The sequence below is a fragment of the Legionella sp. ST3F1 genome, from assembly GCF_048553315.1.
In the GTDB taxonomy this organism is placed as follows: Bacteria; Pseudomonadota; Gammaproteobacteria; order Legionellales; family Legionellaceae; genus Tatlockia; species Tatlockia donaldsonii.
On sequence record NZ_JBLZIO010000004.1, the window covers coordinates 146,289 to 170,306 of the forward strand.

Here is a 24,018-nt window from a genome sequence, read left to right on the forward strand (position 1 = left end):
ATGTGATTAAAGATACCAAAGACTGGAGAAAAAGTAATTATTTTCTTGTGCTGATTATTATTGCACCGCCTAAGATAATCATAGTTCCATGTGAATTAGTCATGATGATTCTCCTTAGGCTCCAATGTGGTGAAAAGAAGGGCAGAGGTTATTCGGTCGATGCTGTTTACACGGATGCAGTAAGTGCTGCAATGCCACCTTTAATCGCCTTAACTCTTCAATTGGTGGATATCATTATTCTGGGGATTTTCCAGCAAGATTTTTATGAATTTACTGTAACTCCAAACGGAACAAACAGTGTTTTCCCATCGATTTGCACTTGGGCGAACATTTTAATAAATCCTACTTTGTTAGGTTTTATATGAAATAGCAATTCAGGTCCTCCTCGTTCCGTATTATTTGTAGGCTCCTTGCCCATTGGATGAACATGAGTTACTGTTTTAAAGTCCTCATTAAAACCAACGATGTGGGCATAAGCACCCATAATGGGCTCTAAGGTATGAACTGGGTTTTCCTTTGCATCGGTGATGTCAATTTTGCCCATGACTGCTTGACCGACGTGCAATGGTGTTTTATCAAAAGACAATTTAAAATGGTAGCCATCAACACTACTTTCAAATAATGGTTGTCGATGAATAGGATTTTCCAATTTCTTTTTTGTCTTTGGGAAAGGTAAATCGGCAACTACATATTCTTGGGTTTTTGTATTAGTCGGTATAAGATCAGCCCATGCTCGATAGGAGGCACTCTTAAGCGTAGGCTGCCATTCAAATTGATAGATGCCTGGTATCGTTGTTTCGACTGGATGGACATGACTATAGTCAAGGAGGCTATCATCGATAATCAACAAATGAATCTTTTGTGTATGTGCTTCAATAAGATCGTTTAAGGTGATTGGTTTATTGTTTTTTGTGTCAATTAATTTGATGAACACCAGTTTCTTGTCCTTTTTATCCATTATCTCTTGAATAGATAATTGCAAGGTATTTTTTGATTTCAAAGAATGTGTTGCTTGATTGTTCATCATGCGCTGATTAGGCTTTTCCGAGAAAGCAGTGGGATGATATAAGTTAATGAATATCAAGCTCATTAGGGTGATGGCAAATTTCTTCACAATATTTTTGTCTCCAAGAAAACCAATTGGTTATAAAATAATTTCTTATAGTCCTATTCTGTAAGCTATTTATTTTGATCAGCATATAGAATGATATCATGATTGTCCTTTTAAGACAGGCATTAAATATAAGTAGAGGTATCTTAAATGTTTATTAGGAGCGTCATCGATGTAATTGATTGGGATGACGAAATTGATGTGATATGTGTCAATTAATAGTTTAATATTTCAAAAAACCAGCTCAAATTTTGAATCGGTTTAGGATACGAAAAAAGTGAGCTAAAAACAATTCAACTATCATTCAATTAATTCAAAACAAAGGGACAAAATTTTCTTTTGCACGCTAAATCTTTTTAGGTTTTTTTGAGGACACATCAAGACATTTTAATTGGGTTTCTCAAAGGTTATTCTTAGCTAACTGTCTGTCAAAGCAGAGAACACTTTGTTTTGACTTATCCATACCAAAGAGTCTATATTGTAATTATTTCCCTTTAAAATCAAGGATAGAAATCATCATGAAACAAAGTCATTGGATGGTTTTGGCGTGTTGTTTTATTCTTACTGCATGCATGAGCAGTGGCACGAGCAGTAAGAATACTAAGAGTCTGGAAGAACATGTCGCTCAAGGCCATGTTGGTCATGGTGGCGGTGGTGGTCGCTAACACTAAAATCTTTTACTCAATCCTAAAGGTTAACATGAGCGCTCACTCTATTAAATAAGAACTATTTGGGCACTAAAAATTGGGATAAAATGATGCGCACCACATCATAATGGATGGCGAATGCAAAGGATGGCTGTTATGGCAGAACAGTGGCACGAAAAATCACCTGCAGATATGGCATTGTTGTTTGAAACTGACTTATCTTTAGGACTATCTGAGAAAGAAGCACAACAGCGGTTAAAAGAAGTGGGACTCAACCTGCTGAGTCAACAGAAAAAAACGTCTCCTTTCCTCATTTTTTTGCAACAATTTGCAAGTGTGGTCACCTGGGTGCTTTTAGGTGCTGTTGTTGTGTCTTTTTTGTTGGATGAAAAAGCCGATGCCATTGCCATTTTGGCCATTGTCATTTTAAATGCCATCATTGGATTTGTTTTAGAATATCGTGCCGATCGCGCCATGCTTGCTCTTCAACAAATGGCCGCTCCTAAAGCCACCGTGTTGCGAGATGGCCGCGTGAGGGTGATAGCTGCTTCTGATATCGTACCAGGAGATATTCTTCTATTTGAAAGCGGTGATTTAATCGCTTCCGATGCTCGCCTTTTTGAATTATCAGCGCTTAAAGTCAATGAAGCACCACTCACCGGAGAATCGATACCAGTCGCTAAAAACCTAGAGATTTGTGCTAAAGAAACGCCTCTAGCCGATCGTAAAAACATGGTGTTTATGGGCACCTCTATAGCCGATGGCACAGGTCGCGCGCTTGTCGTGGCGACTGGTATGCAAACGGAAATGGGGCACATTGCCAAAATGCTGGGTGAAGCGTCTCGTGATGAAACGCCTTTGCAGAAAAAACTCAATCAAGTGGGTTCTCGTCTATTGTGGCTTTGCTTTTTCATTATCATTGCCATTTTTGGCTTAGGTCTCTTACGTAACATCCCTATCTTCAGTTTGTTCATGAGTTCAGTCAGTCTTGCAGTGGCTGCAATTCCTGAAGGATTACCTGCTGTAGTCACAGTGGCTTTAGCGCTTGGCGTGCAGCGTATGGTACGGCGTGCCGTACTGGTAAGGCGATTATCGGCGGTTGAAACACTCGGCTGTTTACAAGTCATTTGCACCGATAAAACAGGAACGTTGACGGTAGGGGAAATGACGGCGCGTAAGCTTGTGACAGCAAGTGATGTTTATAGCATTCAGGGAGAGGGTTATAACCTGACAGGGGGATTTTCACTACAAGGCCAGGAAATTAATGTGTCTGATGACACGTTGTTGCAAGCTACCTTACGAGCAATGACAGTTTGTAATAACGCAGAATTTAGCGAGCAAAATGGACAGACGACAACCGTGGGAGACCCAACTGAAGTGGCTCTTTTGGTTGCTGCAGCCAAAGGAGGCGTTTGGCAAGGGGAACTGCGATCCTCTTATCCTCGCATCAAAGAGTTACCCTTTAGTTCCGAACGCAAACGCATGACGGTTGTGTGTCGACAAGACCATCAAAACATCGCTTTTGTTAAGGGAGCACCCGAACTCATTTTGGAGCGCTGCACCTATATTTTGACCAAAACAGGCATTAAAAAATTAACACCTAATGATAAAGCGCGCATGAAACAATCCTGCGAACTCATGGCCAGCGAAGCATTAAGACTGTTAGCTTTTGCTGAGCGTCAAATAGAGCCTATAGCTTTAGAAAAAGAAGAGGAAGAGATTGAAAATAACCTGGTTTTCTTAGGTCTTATTGGTCTTCAGGACCCCCCTCATGCGAGTAGCAAGGAATCCATCAGTCGCTGTAAAAAGGCTGGCATTAAACCAGTGATGATTACAGGAGACCATCCTGATACAGCAAAAGCCATTGCCAAAGAGCTTGGCATTTTGGAGGCAGGGGATCGATTGCTCACTGGCAACGAACTTGAAAACATGTCAGAGGAGGAGTTTAACCATTGCGTCAAAGACATTGCTGTTTATGCTCGTGTGACTGCGGAGCATAAATTAAAAATCGTACGGGCCTGGAAAAAACAACAAATGGTGGTGGCGATGACAGGCGATGGGGTGAATGATGCACCTGCTTTAAAAGAAGCATCTGTGGGGATTGCGATGGGAAAAACAGGCACTGCAGTTACCAAGGAAGCCTCTGACATCATTGTCATGGACAATAATTTCACCTCGATTGTGGCGGGCATTGAAGAAGGCCGGACTATTTACGATAACATTGCCAAAACACTTGGCTTTTTATTAGCAGGCAATAGTGGGGAGTTACTGGTTGTGTTTGTAGCCCTTTTAATTGGTTGGCCATTGCCGTTGCTTCCTATCCAATTATTATGGATTAACTTAGTAACCGATGGTTTACCGGCCATTGGCTTAGCTACCGATATGTCAGAGCCAGGGATTTTGAATCGTCCCCCCAGAGCCACGCAAAAATCCATGATGGATATGGCGTTTTTCAAACGAGTAACCTTTGTGGGTTGTTTAACGGCTTTAGTCACTCTTGGTGTGTTTGCTTATGAATATTTAATCGATAAGGATTTAGTCCAAGCCCAGGATGCGGCGTTTTCTGTCTTAGTAACCGCCGAACTTTTACGGGCCTTTGGAGCACGAAGCGACACGAAGAACATCTGGCAAGTAGGATTGTTTTCCAATTTAAGACTCTTTTTTATTGTGAGCATCAGTTTTTCCCTGCAGGTCTTGATTCATCATATCCCGGCGCTGCGCGAATTATTTGGCATTGAACCGGTCTCACTCACTCAGTGCGTTGTTTGGATTCTATTAGGCATGGTGCCTTTGTTAGTGATAGAAGCTCAGAAGCGGCTAAGGAAGGCACCAAATGAAGCATTTTAGTGTTAAAAAAATGATTTGGACTATTCTCTTAGGTTTTTCATGTTTTACAGGACCAGTATCTTATGCCAAGATACCGCCTGCTTTATCGCAGCTAATCAATGAGGCCACGCAAAACAATCCTCAAATTCGTGCGGCACGCGACCGACTGCTGGCAGCAATCCATGTGATTCCACAAGCGCGTGCGTTACCTGATCCCAAGTTGAATGCAGGGTACATCAACATGTCTGAGAATATCCCTATGGATGTGGATCCAAGGCGAGAGCAAATGTTGGGTGGCCAACAAGAAATTCCTTTTCCTGGTAAACTCATTGTGCGAGGAAGGATAGCAACGCTAGAGGCCAAAAGAGCGGAAGCAGAATATCAAGCCACTAGTTTCGCCGTTATTGCTGAATTAAAACGGCTTTATTACGACCTTTATTTTGTCAATAAATCCATTGAAATCGTACAAAGAAACCAAGAGCTTCTTCATGAAATGGAAAAGAGTTCCGAAGCCAATTACAGTGTGGGGAAAACACCACAACAAGATATTTATCGTGCCCAAACTGAGATTTCTCGTCTGCTGATGCGTTTAGTCATCTTAAAGCAACAACGGGGATCCCTGCAGGCGGGTATCAATCGCCTTTTAAATCGTTCTTTAGAAATTACAATCCATACACCAGCAGTGCTCCCTGTAACGCCAATGTGTCATAATTTAGAGTATTTTTATACGCTCGTTAAGAGCCGAGCGCCGCAATTAATCATGCAGCAACGTGCTGTTCAAAAAGGACGGCAAGCCATCCGCTTAAGTAAAATGGAGTATTTCCCGGATGTGGAAATCGAAGGGGGACGACTTCATGATACGGGAATGCACACCAAAGGCTATCAAGTCTTGTTAAAAGCAACCGTGCCTCTTTATTTCATGCAAAAGCAAAATCATGCCGTGCGCGAATCACTTGCGCGGTATAATGCGGATATTGAGGATTTGCAGACCACCTATCGTATGCTTTCTTTTCAAGTGAAAAATGCTTATTTGTTGGCAGAGCGCTCTGCAAAACTCATTCATCTGATTCAACATACCATCATTCCACAAGCCAGCTTAACATTTACTTCATCGCAAGCCACCTACGGCGTGGGCAAAGTGGATTTCTTAACGATGCTGAATAATTTATTGACGCTGCAAGAAAATGAATTGGAATGGCACGGTGAACTCGCTGAACATGAAAAAGCGATAGCACAAATCGAAGAAAGCACAGGGACGTTCTTATGAATTTTAAGATGATAATCAAGGGTGTGGTTATCTTGAGTTTACTTTCGTTGTTGCAGGTAACTCAGGCGCAACAGGCCATGGATAATCATGACAAGATGGACATGAAACAGTCCACTCAAGGAAATGAGATTGTGATTGATCCGGCTCGTTTACAAGCCATTGGCATTACGTCAGAGCCGGTGCGTCGCCAAGTGGTTGAAAAAATAATCCGTACCGTGGGGCGTGTTGAAGCCGATGAGCGGCGTGTTGCCCATATTCATGTGCGCTTTGATGGGTGGATTGAGAACTTATTCATTAATTTTACTGGAGAAAAAGTCAAAGCAGACCAAGCTCTTTTCACCGTTTACAGTCCTGAATTGGTCGCCACCCAGCAAGAATATTTGCTCGCCCTTAATGCCCAAAAAATATTAAGCAAAAATACGACATCGAGTGCGGCTCGTGGTGCGCAGTCTGCTTTTCAAGCAGCCCACCAAAGGTTGTTGCTGTGGGGGATTTCCGAAAAAGACATTGAGCAATTAAGACGTACGGGCAAAATCACTCGGACGATGACGATTCATTCCCCCATCCAAGGTACGGTGCTTAAAAAAATGGCGCTGGTGGGCATGCGCATTGAGCCAGGAGATGAACTCTATACCATTGCTGATTTATCACGCTTGTGGGTTTTAGGGGACATTTACGAATATGAGCTTCCTTATATTCGTCTTGGTCAAATGGCTGATTTGACCCTTACCTACTTGCCCAATGAATTATTTAAGGCCAAGCTTGATTTTATCTACCCTACGATTGACATGAAAACACGTACAGCCAAGGTTCGCTTTGAAGTGGACAACCAGAAGGAGCAATTAAAACCGGGCATGTATGTGAATCTGGAACTCAAAGTACCTTTGGGTGAACGTCTTGTGGTCCCTAAAAATGCTGTTCTACTCACAGGTGAGCGCGCAGTGGTGTTTATTTACCATGGTAATGGCAAAATTGAATGGCGGGACGTGACCTTAGGGGTTAGGGCAGGGGATTTGCTTGAGATAATCAAAGGGGTTAAAGAGGGCGATCAAATTATTACGTCTGCCAATTTCCTCATTGACTCAGAGAGCCAGTTGAAAGCGGCCATGGGAGGCATGCAACATCAATAGATTTTCTTTCTGAACCGCTATAATGGGAAAGAAGCTCTAATAAAGAGGCGTGATTTGGCCTTGGAATAAAGGGATTTTATGGTCGAACGGATTATTGAATTTTGTGCACGCAACCGGTTTATTGTGTTGCTTTTTGTGCTCGGGTTTTCTTTCATGGGCTACATTGCCTTGAAGAATACCCGTATGGACGCATTGCCTGACATTTCAGACACTCAAGTCATTGTGTATACGACCTGGATGGGGCGCTCGCCCGATCTGATGGAAGATCAAGTCACTTATCCCATTGTAACCGCCCTCTTATCTGCACCAAAGGTTGTTGCTGTGCGGGGATTTTCTGATTTTGGCTTTTCTTATGTCTACATCATTTTTGAGGATGGCACGGATATTTATTGGGCGCGCTCTCGGGTCTTGGAGTACATGAGTCAGCTGGCTGGAAAATTACCTGAAGGAGTGACTCCTCAATTGGGGCCTGATGCGACACCGGTGGGTTGGATTTATCAATACGCCTTGGTGGATGACAATGGCAAGCATAACCTGGCTGAGTTACGCACATTTCAGGATTGGTATTTGCGCTATTGGTTAAGAGCGGTTCCTGGGGTGTCTGAAGTAGCCAGTGTGGGAGGTTTTGTCAAGCAATACCAAGTCAATTTGGATCCAGTCAAAGTCCTTGCCTACAACCTATCGGTTCCTGAGATTGTTGAAAAAATTCGCATGAGTAATAATGACACCGGTGGTCGAGTCATTGAGTTTTCGGGCGTGGAATACATGATTCGTGGTCGCGGGTACATTAAGTCTACTGAGGATATTGAAAAAATTGCCGTGGGCACCAATGCCAATGGCACACCGATTTTATTACGTGATGTGGCGACTGTTCAGCTTGGCTCGGATATGCGCCGCGGGGTGGTCGATTTAAATGGCCAAGGCGAAGCCGTGGGCGGTATTGTCATCATGCGCTTTGGTGAAGACGTGTTGCAAGTGATTGGCCGCATCAAGGATAAATTGAAAGAATTAGCTTCGGCCATCCCGGAAGGGATAAAAATGGTTCCTGTGTATGACCGAAGTAACTTAATCAGAGAAGCGATTTCCACGGCCAATTGGAACTTGATTGAAGAACTGGTGGTGGTTGGGTTACTCATTATTGTGTTTTTAGGACATTTTCGTTCCGCACTCATTCCTATTATTACCTTGCCGCTGGCGATTTTGATTTCGTTTATCCCCATTTATTTCTTACATGTTGGACTGAATATTATGTCCATCGGCGGCATTATTGTCGCCGTTGGTGATATGGTCGATGCGGCCATCATCATGGTCGACAATGCCCATAAACGCTTAGCGGATTGGGAAGCAAAAGGAAGCCCAGGCGATCGCACCCAGGTGTTAATCGATTCGGCGAAAGAGGTGGGGCCTGCCATTTTTTCATCCCTTTTGGTCATTGCCATCTCTTTTATGCCTGTTTTTACTTTGGAAGCTCAGGAAGGGCGGCTGTTTTCGCCCTTGGCTTATACTAAGAATTTAGCCATTTTCATGAGTGCTTTACTTGCCATCACCTTAATTCCTGTCCTATTGCCTCTTTTGGTGCGTGGTCGAATCATTCCTGAACAAAAACATCCGATTACGCGGTGGATGCAAGCCATGTACGCGCCCGTGTTGAGGCTTGCTTTGAGATATCGCCAATTTGTGGTGGGAATTGCCATTGTATTGGCTATGGCCACCATTCCTCTTTATAAACTCATTGGCTCTGAATTCATGCCCCCTCTTTATGAAGGGACGATTTTGTATATGCCGGTTACTTTACCAGGTATTTCAGTCACTCAAGCGACGGGTTTACTTCAGGAAATGGATAAGAAATTAAAAGCATTTCCTGAAGTGGCGCACGTTTTTGGCAAGACGGGAAGAGCCGAAACGTCCACCGACCCTTCTCCATTTAATATGATGGAAGTGATTGTGGAGTTAAAGCCTAAAGAATTTTGGCGCAAAGGAATGACTTATGAAAGCCTGGTTGCCGAAATGGATGAAGCGTTGCAATTTCCAGGTGTGAGTAACGCTTGGACCATGCCCATTAAAGCACGCAATGACATGCTCACCACAGGCATCCGAACGGCTGTAGGGATTAAAGTTTTTGGTCCTGACATTAAAAAGATTGAAGCCATTGGTAAAGAAATTGAAATGGTGGCCAAAGAAGTGAAGGGCACCAGTACGGTCTATGCAGAGCGGGTGGCTGGAGGTTACTTCCTTGATTTTCAAATTAATCGGGACCAGTTGGCTCGCTATGGCTTAACCATTATGGACGTCAATCGCATCATTGAATCCGCTGTAGGTGGTGAAAACATTGCTACCACGATTGAGGGGCGTGAGCGCTACCCAGTGAATGTGCGTTATTTGCGAGAATTGCGTGATGACCCCGACAAACTCAATCGTATTTTAGTCAAAACACCCAGTGGTGCGGAGGTACCCGTTGCGCAATTGGTGACTTTAACCTTTCGTTCAGGACCTGCCATGGTTCGCGATGAGAATGGCATGTTAGCAGGTTACGTCTTCATTGACATCAGTGGCCGAGACATTGGTGGCTATGTGGAGGAATTAAAGCAAGTGGTCAACGCCAAAGTGAAATTGCCTCCAGGCTATACGCTTGCTTGGTCGGGACAATATGAGTTCATGCAACGGGTCTATGAGCGACTTAAAATTTTTGTGCCACTGACCTTGGCCATCATTTTTGTCTTATTTTACTTTACTTTCCGCACCATTACCGAGACCTTGATGGTGATGCTTGGCGTACCCTTCGCTTTATTTGGCGGCTTTTTGCTGCTTTATATATTAGGGTACAACATGAGTATTGCCGTTTGGGTGGGGATGATTGCGCTTGCTGGTGTTGCGGCTGAAACCAGTGCCGTGATGCTCGCTTACCTTGATTCTGATTACAATGAACAAAAGGAAAAAGGGTTGCTCAAAACATTGCCCGATTTAATTCAGCTGGTACAACTTTGTGCGGTCTCCCGCATTCGTCCCATGGCCATGGCGGGTCTTGCTAACATCATTGGCCTATTACCGGTGATGTGGGCTACAGGCATTGGGGCTGATGTGATGAAGCGTCTTGCAGCACCCATGGTCGGTGGGGTTTTTTCTGCCCTTTTATTGACTTTAATTGTGATTCCTGTGGTTTATGTGATGTGGCGTTGGCAAGTGGATTTGAAAAAAACAGCAGACTTAACGGAGGCAAGATGAAATTAACTTTTTTAGGAGCAACTGAGACGGTTACTGGTTCTAAATATCTTTTGACCATTGGTTCTAAAAAAATCCTGATTGATTGCGGTCTTTTTCAAGGCTACAAAGAATTACGATTACGTAACTGGGCGCCCTTGCCAATTGATCCCCATGATATTGATGCGGTGATTATCACTCATGCGCATATTGACCATTCAGGCTATCTTCCCTTGCTCGTCAAAAACGGATTCCAAGGCAAAATTTATACAACACCGGGTACCAAAGCACTGTGTTCCATTTTGTTACCCGACAGTGGTCATCTGCAGGAAGAAGAAGCACGCTTGGCCAATAAGTATGGATTCTCCAAACACCAACCTGCTCTTCCTCTTTATACTGAAAAAGAAGCTCGGACAGCATTGCAGTATTTTGAAACCATTGATTTTGATACCCCGCATCAATTATTCCATGATTTCAGTTTTGAGTATCATCGTGCCGGTCACATTGTGGGTGCGGCCATGGTCAAAATAAAAACCCAAAAGGGTTCCATTGTGTTTACTGGAGACATTGGCCGTCCTTATGATCCCGTTATGAAAGCCCCTGCCTTCATTCAAGAAACGGATTATCTGGTGATGGAGTCCACCTATGGTGACCGATTGCATGATGCCACAGATCCCTTACCCCAAATGGCTCAGGTGATTAATCAAACCGTTAAACGAGGGGGCTCAGTCATTATTCCTGCGTTTGCAGTAGGGCGTGCGCAAAGTCTTCTTTATTTTATTTATGAACTGAAACGACAAGGGCAAATTCCCAAAGACCTTCCTGTCTTTTTAGACAGCCCCATGGCCATTGATGCCACTCATTTACTCTGCGCTTATAAAGAAGACCACCATTTAACTGCAGAACAATGTCGTGGACTATGCCATGTTGCCACCTATGTGAACACACCTGAGGAGTCCAAGGAGATTGACCGTCATCACATGCCGCAAATCATCATAGCGGCCAGCGGCATGGCGCAAGGCGGCCGCATTCTGCATCATTTAAAAGCCTTTGCGCCTAATCCTAAAAATACTCTACTTTTTACTGGCTTTCAGGCAGGTGGCACTCGTGGTGCTCGAATTGTGAATGGGGAGAAGCAAGTCAAAATTCACGGGAGTTTTATTCCGATACAAGCTAAGGTCGTAGTCATGAGCAGTACATCGGCTCATGCCGACTACCTGGAATTGTTAGAATGGCTAACTCATTTGACTAATCCGCCTAAAAAGGTTTTTATCACCCATGGGGAGCCTCACAGCGCCCAATCGCTAAAACAGAAGATTGAGAAGCAATTAGGTTTTTCTTGCACCATTCCTTCTTATCTGCAAACGGAGGAATTGTGGTGAGTAAGAAAACCTCTCATGGGCTTCGGTTAAAACATTTAGGGATTAAAACTTATCACGAAGCTATTATTTACATGCGCGAGGATTGTCATGTTTGTCATTCGGAAGGATTCGAAGTACAGACGCGTATCCAAGTGACTTTAGGTCAGCACTCTATGATAGCCACTCTTAATGTGGTGACCTCAGAGCTACTTCAGCCTGGTGAGGCTGGTTTGTCGGATTACGCCTGGGAGTCTTTACATGCCAAAGAAGGCGATGAAATTCAGGTCTCCCATCCAAAACCCTTGGAATCCTTAAGCTATGTGCATACCAAGATTTATGGCAAAGAACTGTCTTATGAACAAATGAAGATCATCATTGATGATGTGTTAAGCGGTCGTCTTTCTGATGTACAAATCTCCGCTTTTTTAGCGGCAAGTAGTGCAGGACGTCTAACCCGTACGGAAATCATGAAACTCACCAAAGCCATGATAGACAGTGGTGATCGCTTATCCTGGTCTTCACCTCTGGTCGTCGATAAACATTGCGTGGGAGGATTGCCGGGAAATCGCACAACTCTGATTGTAGTTCCCATTGTGGCCGCTTTTGGATTGATGATTCCAAAAACATCATCGCGTGCCATTACATCACCCGCGGGGACTGCGGATACCATGGAGACTTTAGCTCCAGTCCACTTAAGTCCCCAAAAGATGCGCCAAGTGGTTGAACAAGAAAACGGCTGTATCGTATGGGGTGGGGCTGTGAGTTTAAGTCCTGCTGATGACGTGCTCATCCGTGTGGAACGAGCCATTGATTTAGATAGTGAAGGGCAATTAGTGGCTTCCATTCTTTCTAAAAAAATTGCAACAGGGGCCACACACGCGGTTATTGATATCCCCGTAGGACCTACTGCCAAAGTGAGGAATCAGTCTATGGCGCTCCTTCTGAAACAATTGCTTGAGGAGGTAGGTAACGAGTTAGGGCTTGTTGTCCATACTTTATTTACGGATGGGACGCAGCCGGTAGGCCATGGCATTGGCCCGTCGTTAGAAGCTCGCGATGTATTGGCAGTATTACAAGGGTTGCCTGATGCGCCCAATGATTTGCGTGAACGAGCGTTGACGCTTGCAGGTGCTGCGTTAGAGTGTTCTTCGAAAGTACCAACGGGTTTAGGTAAATCCATTGCGACGCAATTATTGGATAGTGGACAAGCGTTTAAGAAATTTCAGGCCATTTGTGAGGCTCAGGGTGGGATGAGGGAATTGACCAAGGCACGTTTTACTTATCCTGTTGTGGCTGCAAAGGCAGGAAAAGTCTCCCTCATTGACAATCGAAAGCTTGCAAAAATAGCTAAGCTTGCTGGTGCGCCTAAATCGAAATCGGCGGGTATTGACCTCCATTCCCATGTCGGCGAATCCGTTGAAAAAGGCGAACCTTTGTTTACAATTCATTCGGAGTCTTCAGGGGAGCTCCATTACGCCTGTGATTTACTTCGCGATAAACAAGACATCATTATTTTAGGAGAAAATTCTTGAAGCCTCTGTTATGTTCATTATTTGATTCTTCAGAAATTGCCGGACAATTACAAAAGACACTTCAAGTGGAAGTGGGTAAGGTCACATTCCACCGTTTTCCTGATACAGAATGGTACTTAAAAATTGATTCAGAGGTTAAAAGTCGCAGCATTATGGTAGTGGACAGTTTAAACCAGCCGGATGAAAAAATACTGCCTTTGTTGTTTTTTGCCAAAACGGCTAAAGAGTTGGGGGCTAAAAAAATCGGTTTGATTGCTCCTTATCTTTCCTACCTACGGCAAGATAAACGTTTTCACGAAGGAGAAGGAATTACTTCACGTTATTTTGCGGACATTTTATCGACTTCATTCGATTGGCTCATGACGATTGATCCGCACTTGCATCGCTATCACTCTTTAGATGAAATCTACTCAATTCCCACTTTTGTTTTGCATGCCACATCGATGATTGCCACATGGATTAAACATCATGTTCCTAAGCCAATTCTTATTGGTCCTGATATGGAAAGTGAGCAGTGGGTTGCCGATATTGCAGAAAAAGGTCGTTTTCCTTATGCGATTTTGGAAAAGATTCGGCATGGTGATAAAGAGGTGACTATTTCAGTACCCTATATTCCTGAGCTCGAATCTTCGACACTCGTGCTCGTCGATGACATCATTTCCACCGCCAGAACCATGGTAGAGACGGTGAAGCATTTACAACAAGCAGGGAGCAAGTCCATCGTTTGTATTGGTGTGCATGCGCTGTTTGCAGAAGACGCTTATTCTCTATTATCTGCGATGAAAGGGGTGCAAGTCATCACGTGTAATACCATTCATCATGTCACCAATGCGATCGATGTGAGTGGTTTGGCTGTGGACGTTTTAGTCCAAAACAAACTGGCCGCTTTAAAAAGTAAGCGTAAATGAGTTGATTATTAACAAGGAGTATCCATGTTGAAAGCCTTTAGAATGATTGCAGTGCTTATTGGGTTAATCGGAGGACCATTCTTTTTGAGTTCCTGCGATGGAGCAGTGAAGCATGGCTCCCAAGAGGTCGATGGCGGCTATGGAGGACACAGCGCGGGTGGGCATGGTGGTCATGGCGGTGCTGGGCATTAAGCCCATTCGCTGCATTGGTAAATCAAGCCAAAGCATACTCACACTTAACAGGTAGGGCAAACCATGAAACACGACCACCATCAAGGACATACCCATTCTGGTAAAGGACATGCTTGTCCTCACGAACATAATTCTCCCAAGACTCAGCAAGCCTCTTCCAAAATGGAGGGGCCTATTGTTTATACGTGTCCCATGCACCCAGAAATTCGCCAATCTGCCCCTGGTCATTGTCCTCTTTGTGGTATGGCTTTAGAACCGGAAACGGTGACGGTTTCGGAGGTTGTGAGCCCTGAATATCTTGATATGAGACGTCGATTTTGGATTGCATTGATGTTAACTATACCTGTTGTGATATTGGAGATGGGTGGACATGGTTTGAAGCATTTTATTTCTGGTAATGGTTCCAGTTGGATCCAATTGCTTCTTGCCACGCCAGTGGTGTTATGGGGAGGTTGGCCTTTTTTCAAGCGCGGTTGGCAGTCTCTAAAAACAGGCCAACTCAATATGTTTACCTTGATTGCCATGGGTATTGGTGTGGCGTGGATTTACAGTATGGTGGCTGTCCTTTGGCCAGGTGTATTTCCCCATGCGTTTCGAAGTCAAGAAGGAGTAGTTGCTGTTTATTTTGAAGCGGCAGCAGTGATTACTACGCTTGTCTTGTTGGGGCAAGTGCTGGAACTAAAAGCTCGAGAACAAACGGGTAGTGCCATCCGTGCCTTGTTAAAATTGGTCCCTGAAAGTGCACACCGAATTAAGGAAGATGGCAGTGAAGAGGAAGTGTCCCTGGATAACGTTGCCGTTGGTGATTTGTTGCGTGTTCGGCCTGGTGAAAAAATACCAGTGGATGGTGAAGTGCAAGAAGGCCGAAGCTTTGTCGATGAATCCATGGTGACGGGTGAGCCCATTCCAGTTGCTAAAGAGGCCAGCGCTAAAGTTATTGGTGCTACGATTAATCAGACGGGTAGCTTTGTCATGAAAGCGCTGCATGTGGGCAGTGATACCATGCTTGCACGCATTGTGCAGATGGTGAGTGATGCCCAACGAAGCCGTGCGCCGATTCAGCGACTAGCCGATACCGTCTCAGGATGGTTTGTGCCCGCTGTGATTTTGGTTGCGGTGCTGTCTTTTATTGTGTGGGCACTGTTGGGTCCGCAACCAGCGCTTAGCTATGGTTTGATAACTGCTGTGTCAGTACTCATCATCGCTTGCCCTTGTGCGTTAGGTTTAGCAACGCCCATGTCCATTATGGTCGGTGTTGGAAAAGGAGCACAAAGCGGGGTATTGATTAAAAATGCCGAAGCGTTGGAACGAATGGAGAAGGTCAATACCCTGGTGGTCGATAAAACGGGCACGCTTACTGAAGGTCACCCTAAATTGACACGCATTGTGACCGATGATTTCGTGGAGGATAATGCTTTAGCATTAGCTGCGGCACTTGAGCATCAAAGTGAACATCCGCTGGCCAATGCTATTGTGCATGCTGCAAAAGAAAAAGGATTGTCCCTTGGAACAGTCGAAGCGTTTGAAGCGCCCACTGGAAAAGGGGTTGTAGGTCAGGTAGACGGCCATCATGTTGCTATTGGTAACGCCAGATTAATGCAAGAGCATGGAAGCGATAATGCCCCTCTTTTTGAAAAGGCTGATGAACTTCGTGGTAAAGGCGCCTCAGTCATGTTTATGGCGGTTGATGGTAAAACAGTAGCTCTCTTGGTGGTTGAAGACCCTATTAAATCGAGTACTCCAGAGACCATCCTCGAACTTCAGCAAAGTGGCATTGAAATTGTCATGCTCACCGGAGATAGCAAAAAAACAGCAGAAGCGGTGGCAGGGACCCTCGGCATTAAAAAGGTGGTAGCTGAAATCATGCCTGAAGACAAGAGTCGCATCGTGAGTGAATTAAAAGACAAAGGTCTTATTGTTGCCATGGCAGGAGATGGGGTGAATGATGCCCCAGCGCTTGCCAAAGCTGATATTGGTATTGCCATGGGAACAGGCACTGATGTGGCCATCGAAAGTGCTGGGGTCACCTTGTTGCATGGAGATTTGCGTGGTATCGCCAAAGCGCGACGTTTGTCAGAAAATACCATGAGCAACATTCGCCAAAATCTTTTCTTCGCATTTATTTATAATGTACTGGGTGTGCCTTTGGCTGCTGGGGTTTTGTACCCCCTAACCGGCTTGCTCTTAAGTCCTATGATTGCAGCAGCGGCGATGGCGCTTTCTTCAGTGTCAGTGATTATCAATGCGCTGAGACTAAAGAGAGTGACACTATGAAAAAAGGATGGTCAGATGAGCTTAAGATGTGATTAGTCTTTATTGTATTGGCTAAACAAAAATCATCACGATCACTTCATTGAAGAAAAATCAAGTCTATACTAAAAAAATAGTTCAGACTGTATTTAAGGCAAAATCATGGTTATCCCAGTTGTTATGATAGTGTTTGGTATTGTCTTTCTTGCTAAAGGAGCTTATTTAATCAATGGATTAGTGCAACAAGGGAATCACTATCGGCGACTAAGGTTTGTTTCTCTTTCTTTTATTGGCATTTTTATCCTCAGTTATATAGCCAGCATTTTTTATGGTTTATTGGTCGATCCTCATTGCCTTAATTATTTTTATGGCAGTGTATTTTTGTTAGCAGCGACTTATACTTATTTTTCGTGTCATTTGGTGACTAAGACCATTCAAAAAGCGGAATTAATGGCTGATTTTAAAAGTCGCTACGAACTATTAAGGCAGCATGCTCAGTATGATTCGCTAACTGGCTGTCATAACAGAGAGACCCTTTTTGAGGTTTTGAACACAAGGCTCCAACAAATTAAGATGCATGGAGGATGGGTTATCGTTCTTTTTATTGATATGGATAAATTTAAGACGGTCAATGACCGTTATGGTCATGATGCGGGAGATAACACGTTACAAACATTTGGGCAACTCCTAACGCAGCGATTGCGAAAGGATGATATCGTGGCTCGTTATGGTGGGGATGAGTTTATTGCCGTGATGGAAAACATCTCTATCGATGAGGCGAAAAAGATTGCTGAAAATCTTATCACTGTGACGAGACAATCGTTCAAAGAAGGTATTTTATCGGAGCTTAATCTAGGTTGCTCTATTGGCATCACTCAGATGAATCCTCACTCGGCCTCAGTGAATACCGTCATCAAAGAAGCGGATTTGGCGTGCTACGCGGCAAAACAAAGAAAAATCAATGGCTCGGTTTGTGTCTATAGTCCAATGCTTGCAACAACAAACCATCTCATCGACACGAGTATCCATCCAATCGCTGACTAGAAAAAGAGAATGCATAAAACAGTCATCTTACTGCAGAAGCAGGTACGACATCATCTATTATTTTACAACCCATTGTTTAATGGCATTGGGTGGGAGATACTAGAAAATAAAAATAATAAAAAGAAGGGATTAATTTATGACTCATTATCTGATGAAACGCACCCTCCTGGTGATAATTCCCGCCTTTCTGGTGGGTTGTTCCTATAATGCCAAGTTAACCCCTGAAGGAGAAAAAGTAACCATTCTCCAGTCAGGTCAGCTCTCAAAAGGCTGTACTTTTTTAGGGGAAGTCAGAGCCTACGATCGCAATGGCATGAGCCAATCCTATCAATCACACGAGCATTTGATCAAGGACGAACGAAATATCCTAAGAAATGAAGCGGCGTTATTAGGTGCTAATACGGTTTTGGTGAGTCAACATCAGCAAACTTATGAAGGCAATCCCAAAAATGATTTCGTGGCAGACCATTGGATGGTAGGTCGAGCCTACCGATGCAAGATAAAACAATAGATAGACCTCTTTGAGCCATTGTTTATGGAATATCATCGTGCTTGGCGGTTTTCTTATAGGGTCGTTCTTCTGTTGCTGTATGCCTCTTTGGCAACAGCGGGGAAGGCATGGACTCTTCAGGAAATAACTCAAATGGCTTTTGCAAACAACAAGGATTTAAAAGCCGCTCGTTATAATGTGGCTATTGCCAAGGCCCGTTTGCTACAAGCTGGCCTTTGGCCCAATCCAAGCCTCAACCTCTCCAACAACGACGATCGCTTATTTAATGATGAAGGGGAATATTCACGAAGTGCTGGGTTTAATCAAGCATTCCCTATTTCTGGGCGTATTGCAAAGCAAAAGACAGTGGCGCGTTTAGATGTATTGAAAGCCATGGCAGAAATCAGGGAAGCAGAGCGCCAATTAAGCGCCAAAGTAGCAAATGCATTTTATGCCGCGATGATTACTGAGCGTCGCACGCAACAGGTGAATTACTTATTACGGATAAACCAAGAGCTTGTTGATGTGATTCATAACCGTTATCACGCGGCTGAAATTTCAAAGCTGGATGAGAATGCGGCACGCATTGAGTATCTGCGTATCGGGCAAGAAAAGCACCTGTTGCATAGTCTTCGTATTAGCCAATATGCGCTACTGAATCAATTGATGGGGCGAGAAGCCAATTCACCCTTATCCCTTAAGATGGATTTTATCGCTGAGAGAACGCTCCTTAAATTACCCCGCTTAAAAGCCTTAGCGCTTAAAAATCGTCCAGACCGTCAATCCATCGCATTATCGATTGAACGCGCCAATGCCGATCGCCGTTTGGCCAAAGCCGAGCGTTTTGCTGATTGGACGGTAGGGCTTGGGGTACAACAAGATAAAATTGTGGTCGAAGAGGGCCCACCTCAACCTGCCGATAGGACTTTGGGTGTGACTCTTTCCGTGCCTCTTCCTCTGTTTAATCGTAATCAGGGGCGAATTTTAGAAGCAAGTCACACAGGGACTCAGGCAATAATGGCTTTGCGTGCTTTGAATTTAAGTATTGAGACGGAAGTAACCAGTAACTATGGGCAATTAAAAGCGCTGCAAATGAGTCTTAGGGAAACGCAACAGGTTTCTCTGAAATTAGCGGTTGAGAATGTCACACTGGCTCGTGACTCTTATGAGAATGGACAAATTTCTTTTTTGAATGTGCTGCAAGTACAAAAACAACAAAATGATTTACAAACGACTTATCTCAACACGTTAGAAAAGTATTTGCAAGTGTATGTGGCTTTATGTACAGCTATTGGTCCTGGTAAAACCAATGGGTTTTGCCCTTATTTAGCGTATCAAAGGAATGGGGATAGTAAATGAGATGGCAACAGCGCATGAGAAGGATGGCATTAATTAGTCTGTTTCTTAGTCTACTCTTTCCTATTCAAGGGTGCTTTGCCCATGGAGAAGAAATTGAAGTGAGTGAGGGAGGAGCTAAAGGCCCAGTTCATTTAACACCCCAGCAAACCAAGATGCTTGACATCAAGGTAGTGGAAGCAACCAATCGTCCTATGGCGCAAATGCTTGGTTTAAATGGCCAAATTCAATTGTTACCTGATGCGCAAGCGGATGTTAGCATTCGGATTAGCGGAAGTGTGACGGCCATTGATGTGAATTTAGGAGATAATGTCAAGGCAGGACAACGCTTAGCCACAGTGCAATCAAGATTAGTGGGTAATCCTCCACCAAGTGTTGCGGTCACGGCACCCATTGCGGGCATCATTGATGCCAGGAACATTAACTTAGGTCAAGCCGTTGAACCGAACACCGTTCTTTTTCACATCAGCAATCGCGACAAACTGTTAGTCATCGCTCAAGTGTATGAAGAAGATTTAGATAAGATTAAGGTAGGGCAAGAAGTGAATGTTCATGCCCTAAGTTACCCCAAGCGAACTTTTCCAGGCCAAGTGACTTTAATTGAACCCAATCTTGACTCCTTAACCCGTACCGTGAATGTGCGCATCACCTTGGATAATGAAGAGAAACTCCTAAAGCCCGGAATGTTTGTACGCGCCAACGTCATTTTAGCGCGTAATGAAGCAGCACTTGCCGTACCCAATGCGGCCGTGTTGCAGGCAGATAACGAGTCGTTTGTTTTTGTGCAAAATAAGGATATTTATGATCGCGTCGTTGTTCAAATGGGTGCCGTGGATGATGAGTATTCAGAAATTAAAGACGGGCTAGTTCCTGGCGACCTTGTTGTGACGCAAGGACATCGTGAGCTTTATACTTTGTGGTTGAGTGGGGGTAGTAAGCCTCATTCAGGCCAAGAGGAGCCTCACTAAATGTTTACGCACTTAATTGCCTGGTCGTTACATAATCGCCCCTTGATTTTGGCCTTAACGATTATTCTTTGTTTGCTGGGTGGTTATACTTTAAAACAAATGCCAGTAGATGTGTTTCCCGAATTTGCCCCACCGCAAGTGGTGGTGCAAACGCAAGCGCCTGGCATGGCCACGCAAGATGTAGAAACTTTAATTACTTATCCTTTGGAAAGTGCGATTAATGGCACGCCAGGGGTGGTTAGTGTGCGCTCTAAAACGTCTGTGGGACTGTCCACCATCACGGTGGTGTTTGACGACCAAACTGACATTTATCGTAATCGCCAGTTAGTTAATGAACGCATTCAACAAGTAGTCAATCGCCTCCCTCCTGGCGTTGAGTCACCCATCATGTTACCGGTTACGTCTGCCGTGGGGTGGTTGGTCAAATATGCGTTGGTGAGCCGCACCGAAAGTCCTGAAACCTTGCGCACTATTTCGGATTGGACGATTCGTCCCAGGATTCTAGCATTAGGTGGCGTAGCTTCTGTAGTTTCCCTGGGTGGTGAGGTCAAGCAATACCAGGTGCGCCTCATTCCTGAGCGTATGCTCGCTTATCGAATCTCGGTGGAAGACGTGCGACAAGCGCTGACATCGGCGAATCAAAACGTACCCGGTGCCTTTGTTCACCAGGCAGGAACCGAATTCGTAGTGAGTACCCTTGGGCGGATTAAGACGCTTAAAGACATCAAAAAAACATTGATTGTGGTTCGTAATGGGGTACCTATTACCATGAATAATGTGGCAAATGTTGCTTTTGGTGGAGAAATTAAGCGAGGTGATGGAGCTTATAATACCCAAAATGCGGTGATTGGGACAATTTCTAAAGCCTATGGGGCTGATACGGTCACGACCACAGAGAAAGTCGAAAAAGCACTTGCGGAAATTAAAAAGTCCTTGCCTCACGATGTGACCTTAATGACTAATGTGTTTCGCCAAACCAGCTTTATTGAATCTGCCATTCACAATTTAACTCGGGCTTTGCTTGAAGGGGCTGTGATTGTTATTGCGGTTCTTTTTGTTTTTTTGATGAATTGGCGCGCTTCGTTTATTACGTTCCTTTCGATGCCCGTTTCGTTCGTAGTGGGTATTCTAGTGCTTCATTATTTTGGTATTGGCATCAATTCCATGACCTTAGGTGGTATGGCCATTGCCATTGGAGAAGTAGTCGATGACGGCATCATTACGGTGGAAAACGTGGTGCACCGTTTACGGATTAATCGTCAGGAAGCCCATCCTTTACCCACCATACAAGTAGTTTTTGATGCGGTGCTTGAAATTCGAAGTTCAGTGGTTTATGCCACGATTATCATTAGTTTGGTTTTTTTACCCATCTTCTTTTTATCGGGGATTGCTGAGCATATTTTTAGCCCCTTAGCCATTGCCTACATTGCCTCGGTATTGGGCTCTCTCGTGGTCTCCATCACTATGGTTCCTGCTTTGTGTTACTGGTTACTGGTGTGTGGTCAAGAAAAACAGCAAGATGTTGAAGTGAGTCTGCACGCTTTATCGAATAAGGAACGGCATTATGCCGTAGAAAAGGAAGGTAACCATCAGGCGGAGTCCGAAACTCGCTTTGTCTTGTGGCTTAAAAAGCATTTTTTAACAGCACTCCAATGGTCTATTGCCCACTGCAAAATGGTTCTTGCGTTTGCATTATCGGCTTTTGTCTTTGCACTGGCGTTACTTCCTTTTTTTGGCACGTCTTTTTTACCGGAGTTTCATGAAGGCAACTTTATTGTCGTGATGAGTACCTTGCCGGGAACCTCCCTTAATGAATCCATGCGTTTAGGTCAACAAGTACAAAAAGCATTGCTTCGCTATCCGCAAGTGATTTCCATTGCGCAGCGGGCAGGGCGCAGTGAGCTTGATGAAGATGCGCTACCACCCAACATCAGTGAATTTGATGTGCTTCTTAACTTTGATAAAGACAAGTCCATGAGACCTGATGAATTGCTGCGTCGCATTCGTGCGGATTTGGCGAATATTCCTGGAGCCGTATTTAACGTGGGGCAATTCATTGCTCATCGTATGGATGAAGTGCTTTCTGGGGTACGCGCTCAAGTGGCCGTTAAGATTTTTGGGGATAATTTATCCACACTCAATGAACTAGGACAATCGATGGAGACCCTGTTAAAATCAGTACCAGGGGTGGTGGATGTGAATAAGGAACAACAGATTAAAGTCCCTCAATTGGTGATTCAACTCGATCGCGAAAAAGCAGCGCGCTATGGAGTCAATGTGGGGCAGATTTCGGAAGACGTGCAAGTGCTTCTGAATGGCGTGAGTGTTTCCAGCGTTTTAGAGGGGCAACGCACGTTTGATTTGTATCTTCGAATGGATAAACCAGGGCGTGACAGCGTCAAGAACATTCAAAACATGCTGATTGATGCTCATGGCGTGGGGCAAAATACCATTACGCAAATCCCATTGCGGGCTGTGGCTGAGATTGCATTGGAACCGCAACCTTTTGCAATTAATCGTGAGAACGTGCAACGGTTGCTGGTGATTTCTTTTAATGTGGAGGGGCGGGATTTAGGTAGCGTGATTGCTGAAGTGCAACAAGAAGTGCAGGAAAAAATCAAACTACCCACTGGTTATTTTATTCAATACGGCGGCCAATTTGAAAGCCAGCAACAAGCCTCCAGAGTGATTTTGGTTTTTGGTGGCTTGGTGATTTTTGTGATGCTGATTTTGCTGCATAAAGCGTTTGGGACGTTTCGAGAGGCTTTATTGGTGATGTTTAATTTGCCCTTGGCACTTATTGGTGGGGTCATTTCATTGTTTGTGGTGAGTGGCGAGATGAGTGTGGCCGCCATGATTGGGTTTATTACGCTGTTTGGAATTGCGGCGAGAAATGGCATTATTTTGGTGAGCCACTATAATCAATTACGATTGCAGGGAAAAACTCGGGAGCAGGTGGTCATTGATGGCACCATGGACCGCTTGGTGCCCGTATTAATGACAGCTGCTACAGCGGCACTGGGCTTGATTCCTTTGTTGTGGGGTTCGCCTGCCGGAAAGGAACTTGAACGACCTTTGGCCCAAGTGCTTTTAGGTGGGTTATTGACTTCTACGGTTCTCAATATGTTGGTAGTACCTACGGTGTATAACGCCATTGAAGTATGGCGAAAAAAACGGATGCAATTCAATGAAACAGAACAAGGAGAAATAACATGAAGCACATTACTTTGAAACAAAAAAACCACTTCTGGTTGGGGCTTATAGCCAGTGTTTTGATGGTTTTCGGGAGCTCCCAGGTTTTTGCTAATCCAACTGAATCTATTCCTAAAACCGTCCCAGCCATTTGGGAAGCAATAGACAAGCATTCTGCATCCATTAATCAAATATTAGGCGGGGATGATTTAACGTCCATACACGAGCATGCGTTTGCCATTCGTGATTTAGCCAATGCATTACCTGCTTTAAGCAAGGATTTATCAGAGGAGCAGAAAAAGACACTGCAACAAAATCTAAGCTATGTTGGTCAATTGGCGACTCGTCTTGATAAAACAGGAGATGCCAATGATAAAGAAGGGACGCAAGCCAACTGGCAAAAATTGCAAAAAGTGTTAGCACAGCTGCGTGCGCTGTATACTCCCAATGCCCCTAATTAATCAAGGAATGAGTCATGAGGGGTGCAGGAATTCAATGGATTGAACATTTTTGTAAAAATCTGTCCACAACAGATAAAGATGTGGA

Annotated in this window: 17 protein-coding genes; 16 read left to right on the plus strand and 1 reads right to left on the minus strand. The window is 44.3% G+C overall.

The genetic code is table 11. The features are described 5' to 3' along the window. Positions 1 to 262: 262 nt before the first annotated feature. Positions 263 to 1,114 (minus strand): hypothetical protein, encoded by an 852-nt coding sequence (locus ACN4Z1_RS04955; protein WP_021582650.1) that lies wholly within the window; start codon positions 1,112 to 1,114, stop codon positions 263 to 265. A 515-nt stretch (positions 1,115 to 1,629) separates the two neighbouring features. Here ACN4Z1_RS04955 and ACN4Z1_RS04960 point away from each other — a divergent pair. From ACN4Z1_RS04960 to ACN4Z1_RS05035, 16 genes are all read left to right on the plus strand, one after another. Continuing rightward, complete coding sequence (locus ACN4Z1_RS04960) at positions 1,630 to 1,776, plus strand: hypothetical protein (protein WP_021460531.1); 147 nt, start codon at positions 1,630 to 1,632, stop codon at positions 1,774 to 1,776. Between the two features lie 138 nt (positions 1,777 to 1,914). Then, a complete protein-coding gene (locus ACN4Z1_RS04965; protein ID WP_031301740.1) occupies positions 1,915 to 4,605 on the plus strand; it encodes a cation-translocating P-type ATPase in 2,691 nt (896 codons plus the stop codon). Beyond that, entirely contained in the window at positions 4,592 to 5,851 is a 1,260-nt protein-coding gene (locus ACN4Z1_RS04970; RefSeq protein ID WP_021460529.1) for a TolC family protein, read from the plus strand. The genes ACN4Z1_RS04965 and ACN4Z1_RS04970 overlap by 14 nt, the downstream gene beginning before the upstream one ends. Next, the gene (locus tag ACN4Z1_RS04975) at positions 5,848 to 6,981 is read left to right on the plus strand and encodes an efflux RND transporter periplasmic adaptor subunit (protein ID WP_021460528.1); all 1,134 of its coding nucleotides are present in this window, start codon (positions 5,848 to 5,850) and stop codon (positions 6,979 to 6,981) included. Before ACN4Z1_RS04970 ends, ACN4Z1_RS04975 begins: the two co-directional genes overlap by 4 nt. A gap of 78 nt (positions 6,982 to 7,059) precedes the next feature. Continuing rightward, the gene (locus ACN4Z1_RS04980; protein ID WP_203107470.1) at positions 7,060 to 10,203 is read left to right on the plus strand and encodes an efflux RND transporter permease subunit; all 3,144 of its coding nucleotides are present in this window, start codon (positions 7,060 to 7,062) and stop codon (positions 10,201 to 10,203) included. Next, complete coding sequence (locus tag ACN4Z1_RS04985) at positions 10,200 to 11,561, plus strand: MBL fold metallo-hydrolase RNA specificity domain-containing protein (protein WP_021460526.1); 1,362 nt, start codon at positions 10,200 to 10,202, stop codon at positions 11,559 to 11,561. Before ACN4Z1_RS04980 ends, ACN4Z1_RS04985 begins: the two co-directional genes overlap by 4 nt. Beyond that, on the plus strand, positions 11,558 to 13,072 hold the full coding sequence (locus ACN4Z1_RS04990) for a thymidine phosphorylase family protein (RefSeq protein WP_025519943.1): 1,515 nt from the start codon (positions 11,558 to 11,560) through the stop codon (positions 13,070 to 13,072). The genes ACN4Z1_RS04985 and ACN4Z1_RS04990 overlap by 4 nt, the downstream gene beginning before the upstream one ends. Then, complete coding sequence (locus ACN4Z1_RS04995) at positions 13,069 to 13,980, plus strand: ribose-phosphate pyrophosphokinase (RefSeq protein WP_021460732.1); 912 nt, start codon at positions 13,069 to 13,071, stop codon at positions 13,978 to 13,980. The genes ACN4Z1_RS04990 and ACN4Z1_RS04995 overlap by 4 nt, the downstream gene beginning before the upstream one ends. 24 nt (positions 13,981 to 14,004) lie before the next feature. Beyond that, a complete protein-coding gene (locus ACN4Z1_RS05000; RefSeq protein WP_015961484.1) occupies positions 14,005 to 14,172 on the plus strand; it encodes a hypothetical protein in 168 nt (55 codons plus the stop codon). Between the two features lie 63 nt (positions 14,173 to 14,235). Further along, a complete protein-coding gene (locus tag ACN4Z1_RS05005) occupies positions 14,236 to 16,446 on the plus strand; it encodes a copper-transporting P-type ATPase (protein WP_058393167.1) in 2,211 nt (736 codons plus the stop codon). Positions 16,447 to 16,584: 138 nt separating this feature from the next. Next, positions 16,585 to 17,466, plus strand: a complete 882-nt coding sequence (locus ACN4Z1_RS05010; protein ID WP_025519938.1) for a GGDEF domain-containing protein — start codon at positions 16,585 to 16,587, stop codon at positions 17,464 to 17,466. A gap of 136 nt (positions 17,467 to 17,602) precedes the next feature. Next, the gene (locus ACN4Z1_RS05015; protein WP_021436947.1) at positions 17,603 to 17,977 is read left to right on the plus strand and encodes a DUF4156 domain-containing protein; all 375 of its coding nucleotides are present in this window, start codon (positions 17,603 to 17,605) and stop codon (positions 17,975 to 17,977) included. A gap of 24 nt (positions 17,978 to 18,001) precedes the next feature. Further along, entirely contained in the window at positions 18,002 to 19,315 is a 1,314-nt protein-coding gene (locus ACN4Z1_RS05020) for a TolC family protein (protein ID WP_015961480.1), read from the plus strand. Next, positions 19,312 to 20,280, plus strand: coding sequence for an efflux RND transporter periplasmic adaptor subunit (locus ACN4Z1_RS05025; RefSeq protein ID WP_015961479.1), 969 nt, complete (start codon positions 19,312 to 19,314; stop codon positions 20,278 to 20,280). The genes ACN4Z1_RS05020 and ACN4Z1_RS05025 overlap by 4 nt, the downstream gene beginning before the upstream one ends. Beyond that, on the plus strand, positions 20,281 to 23,496 hold the full coding sequence (locus tag ACN4Z1_RS05030; protein WP_058393166.1) for an efflux RND transporter permease subunit: 3,216 nt from the start codon (positions 20,281 to 20,283) through the stop codon (positions 23,494 to 23,496). Then, the gene (locus tag ACN4Z1_RS05035) at positions 23,493 to 23,933 is read left to right on the plus strand and encodes a hypothetical protein (RefSeq protein ID WP_021460701.1); all 441 of its coding nucleotides are present in this window, start codon (positions 23,493 to 23,495) and stop codon (positions 23,931 to 23,933) included. Before ACN4Z1_RS05030 ends, ACN4Z1_RS05035 begins: the two co-directional genes overlap by 4 nt. Positions 23,934 to 24,018 lie beyond the last annotated feature (85 nt).

Bases quoted from the DNA above. Each gene is read 5' to 3' on its own strand.
- ACN4Z1_RS04960 (WP_021460531.1), top strand. From the start codon at position 1,630: ATGAAACAAAGTCATTGGATGGTTTTGGCGTGTTGTTTTATTCTTACT.
- ACN4Z1_RS04965 (WP_031301740.1), top strand. From the start codon at position 1,915: ATGGCAGAACAGTGGCACGAAAAATCACCTGCAGATATGGCATTGTTG.
- ACN4Z1_RS04970 (WP_021460529.1), top strand. From the start codon at position 4,592: ATGAAGCATTTTAGTGTTAAAAAAATGATTTGGACTATTCTCTTAGGT.
- ACN4Z1_RS04975 (WP_021460528.1), top strand. From the start codon at position 5,848: ATGAATTTTAAGATGATAATCAAGGGTGTGGTTATCTTGAGTTTACTT.
- ACN4Z1_RS04980 (WP_203107470.1), top strand. From the start codon at position 7,060: ATGGTCGAACGGATTATTGAATTTTGTGCACGCAACCGGTTTATTGTG.
- ACN4Z1_RS04985 (WP_021460526.1), top strand. From the start codon at position 10,200: ATGAAATTAACTTTTTTAGGAGCAACTGAGACGGTTACTGGTTCTAAA.
- ACN4Z1_RS05000 (WP_015961484.1), top strand. From the start codon at position 14,005: ATGTTGAAAGCCTTTAGAATGATTGCAGTGCTTATTGGGTTAATCGGA.
- ACN4Z1_RS05005 (WP_058393167.1), top strand. From the start codon at position 14,236: ATGAAACACGACCACCATCAAGGACATACCCATTCTGGTAAAGGACAT.
- ACN4Z1_RS05010 (WP_025519938.1), top strand. From the start codon at position 16,585: ATGGTTATCCCAGTTGTTATGATAGTGTTTGGTATTGTCTTTCTTGCT.
- ACN4Z1_RS05015 (WP_021436947.1), top strand. From the start codon at position 17,603: ATGACTCATTATCTGATGAAACGCACCCTCCTGGTGATAATTCCCGCC.
- ACN4Z1_RS05020 (WP_015961480.1), top strand. From the start codon at position 18,002: ATGGAATATCATCGTGCTTGGCGGTTTTCTTATAGGGTCGTTCTTCTG.
- ACN4Z1_RS05025 (WP_015961479.1), top strand. From the start codon at position 19,312: ATGAGATGGCAACAGCGCATGAGAAGGATGGCATTAATTAGTCTGTTT.
- ACN4Z1_RS05030 (WP_058393166.1), top strand. From the start codon at position 20,281: ATGTTTACGCACTTAATTGCCTGGTCGTTACATAATCGCCCCTTGATT.
- ACN4Z1_RS05035 (WP_021460701.1), top strand. From the start codon at position 23,493: ATGAAGCACATTACTTTGAAACAAAAAAACCACTTCTGGTTGGGGCTT.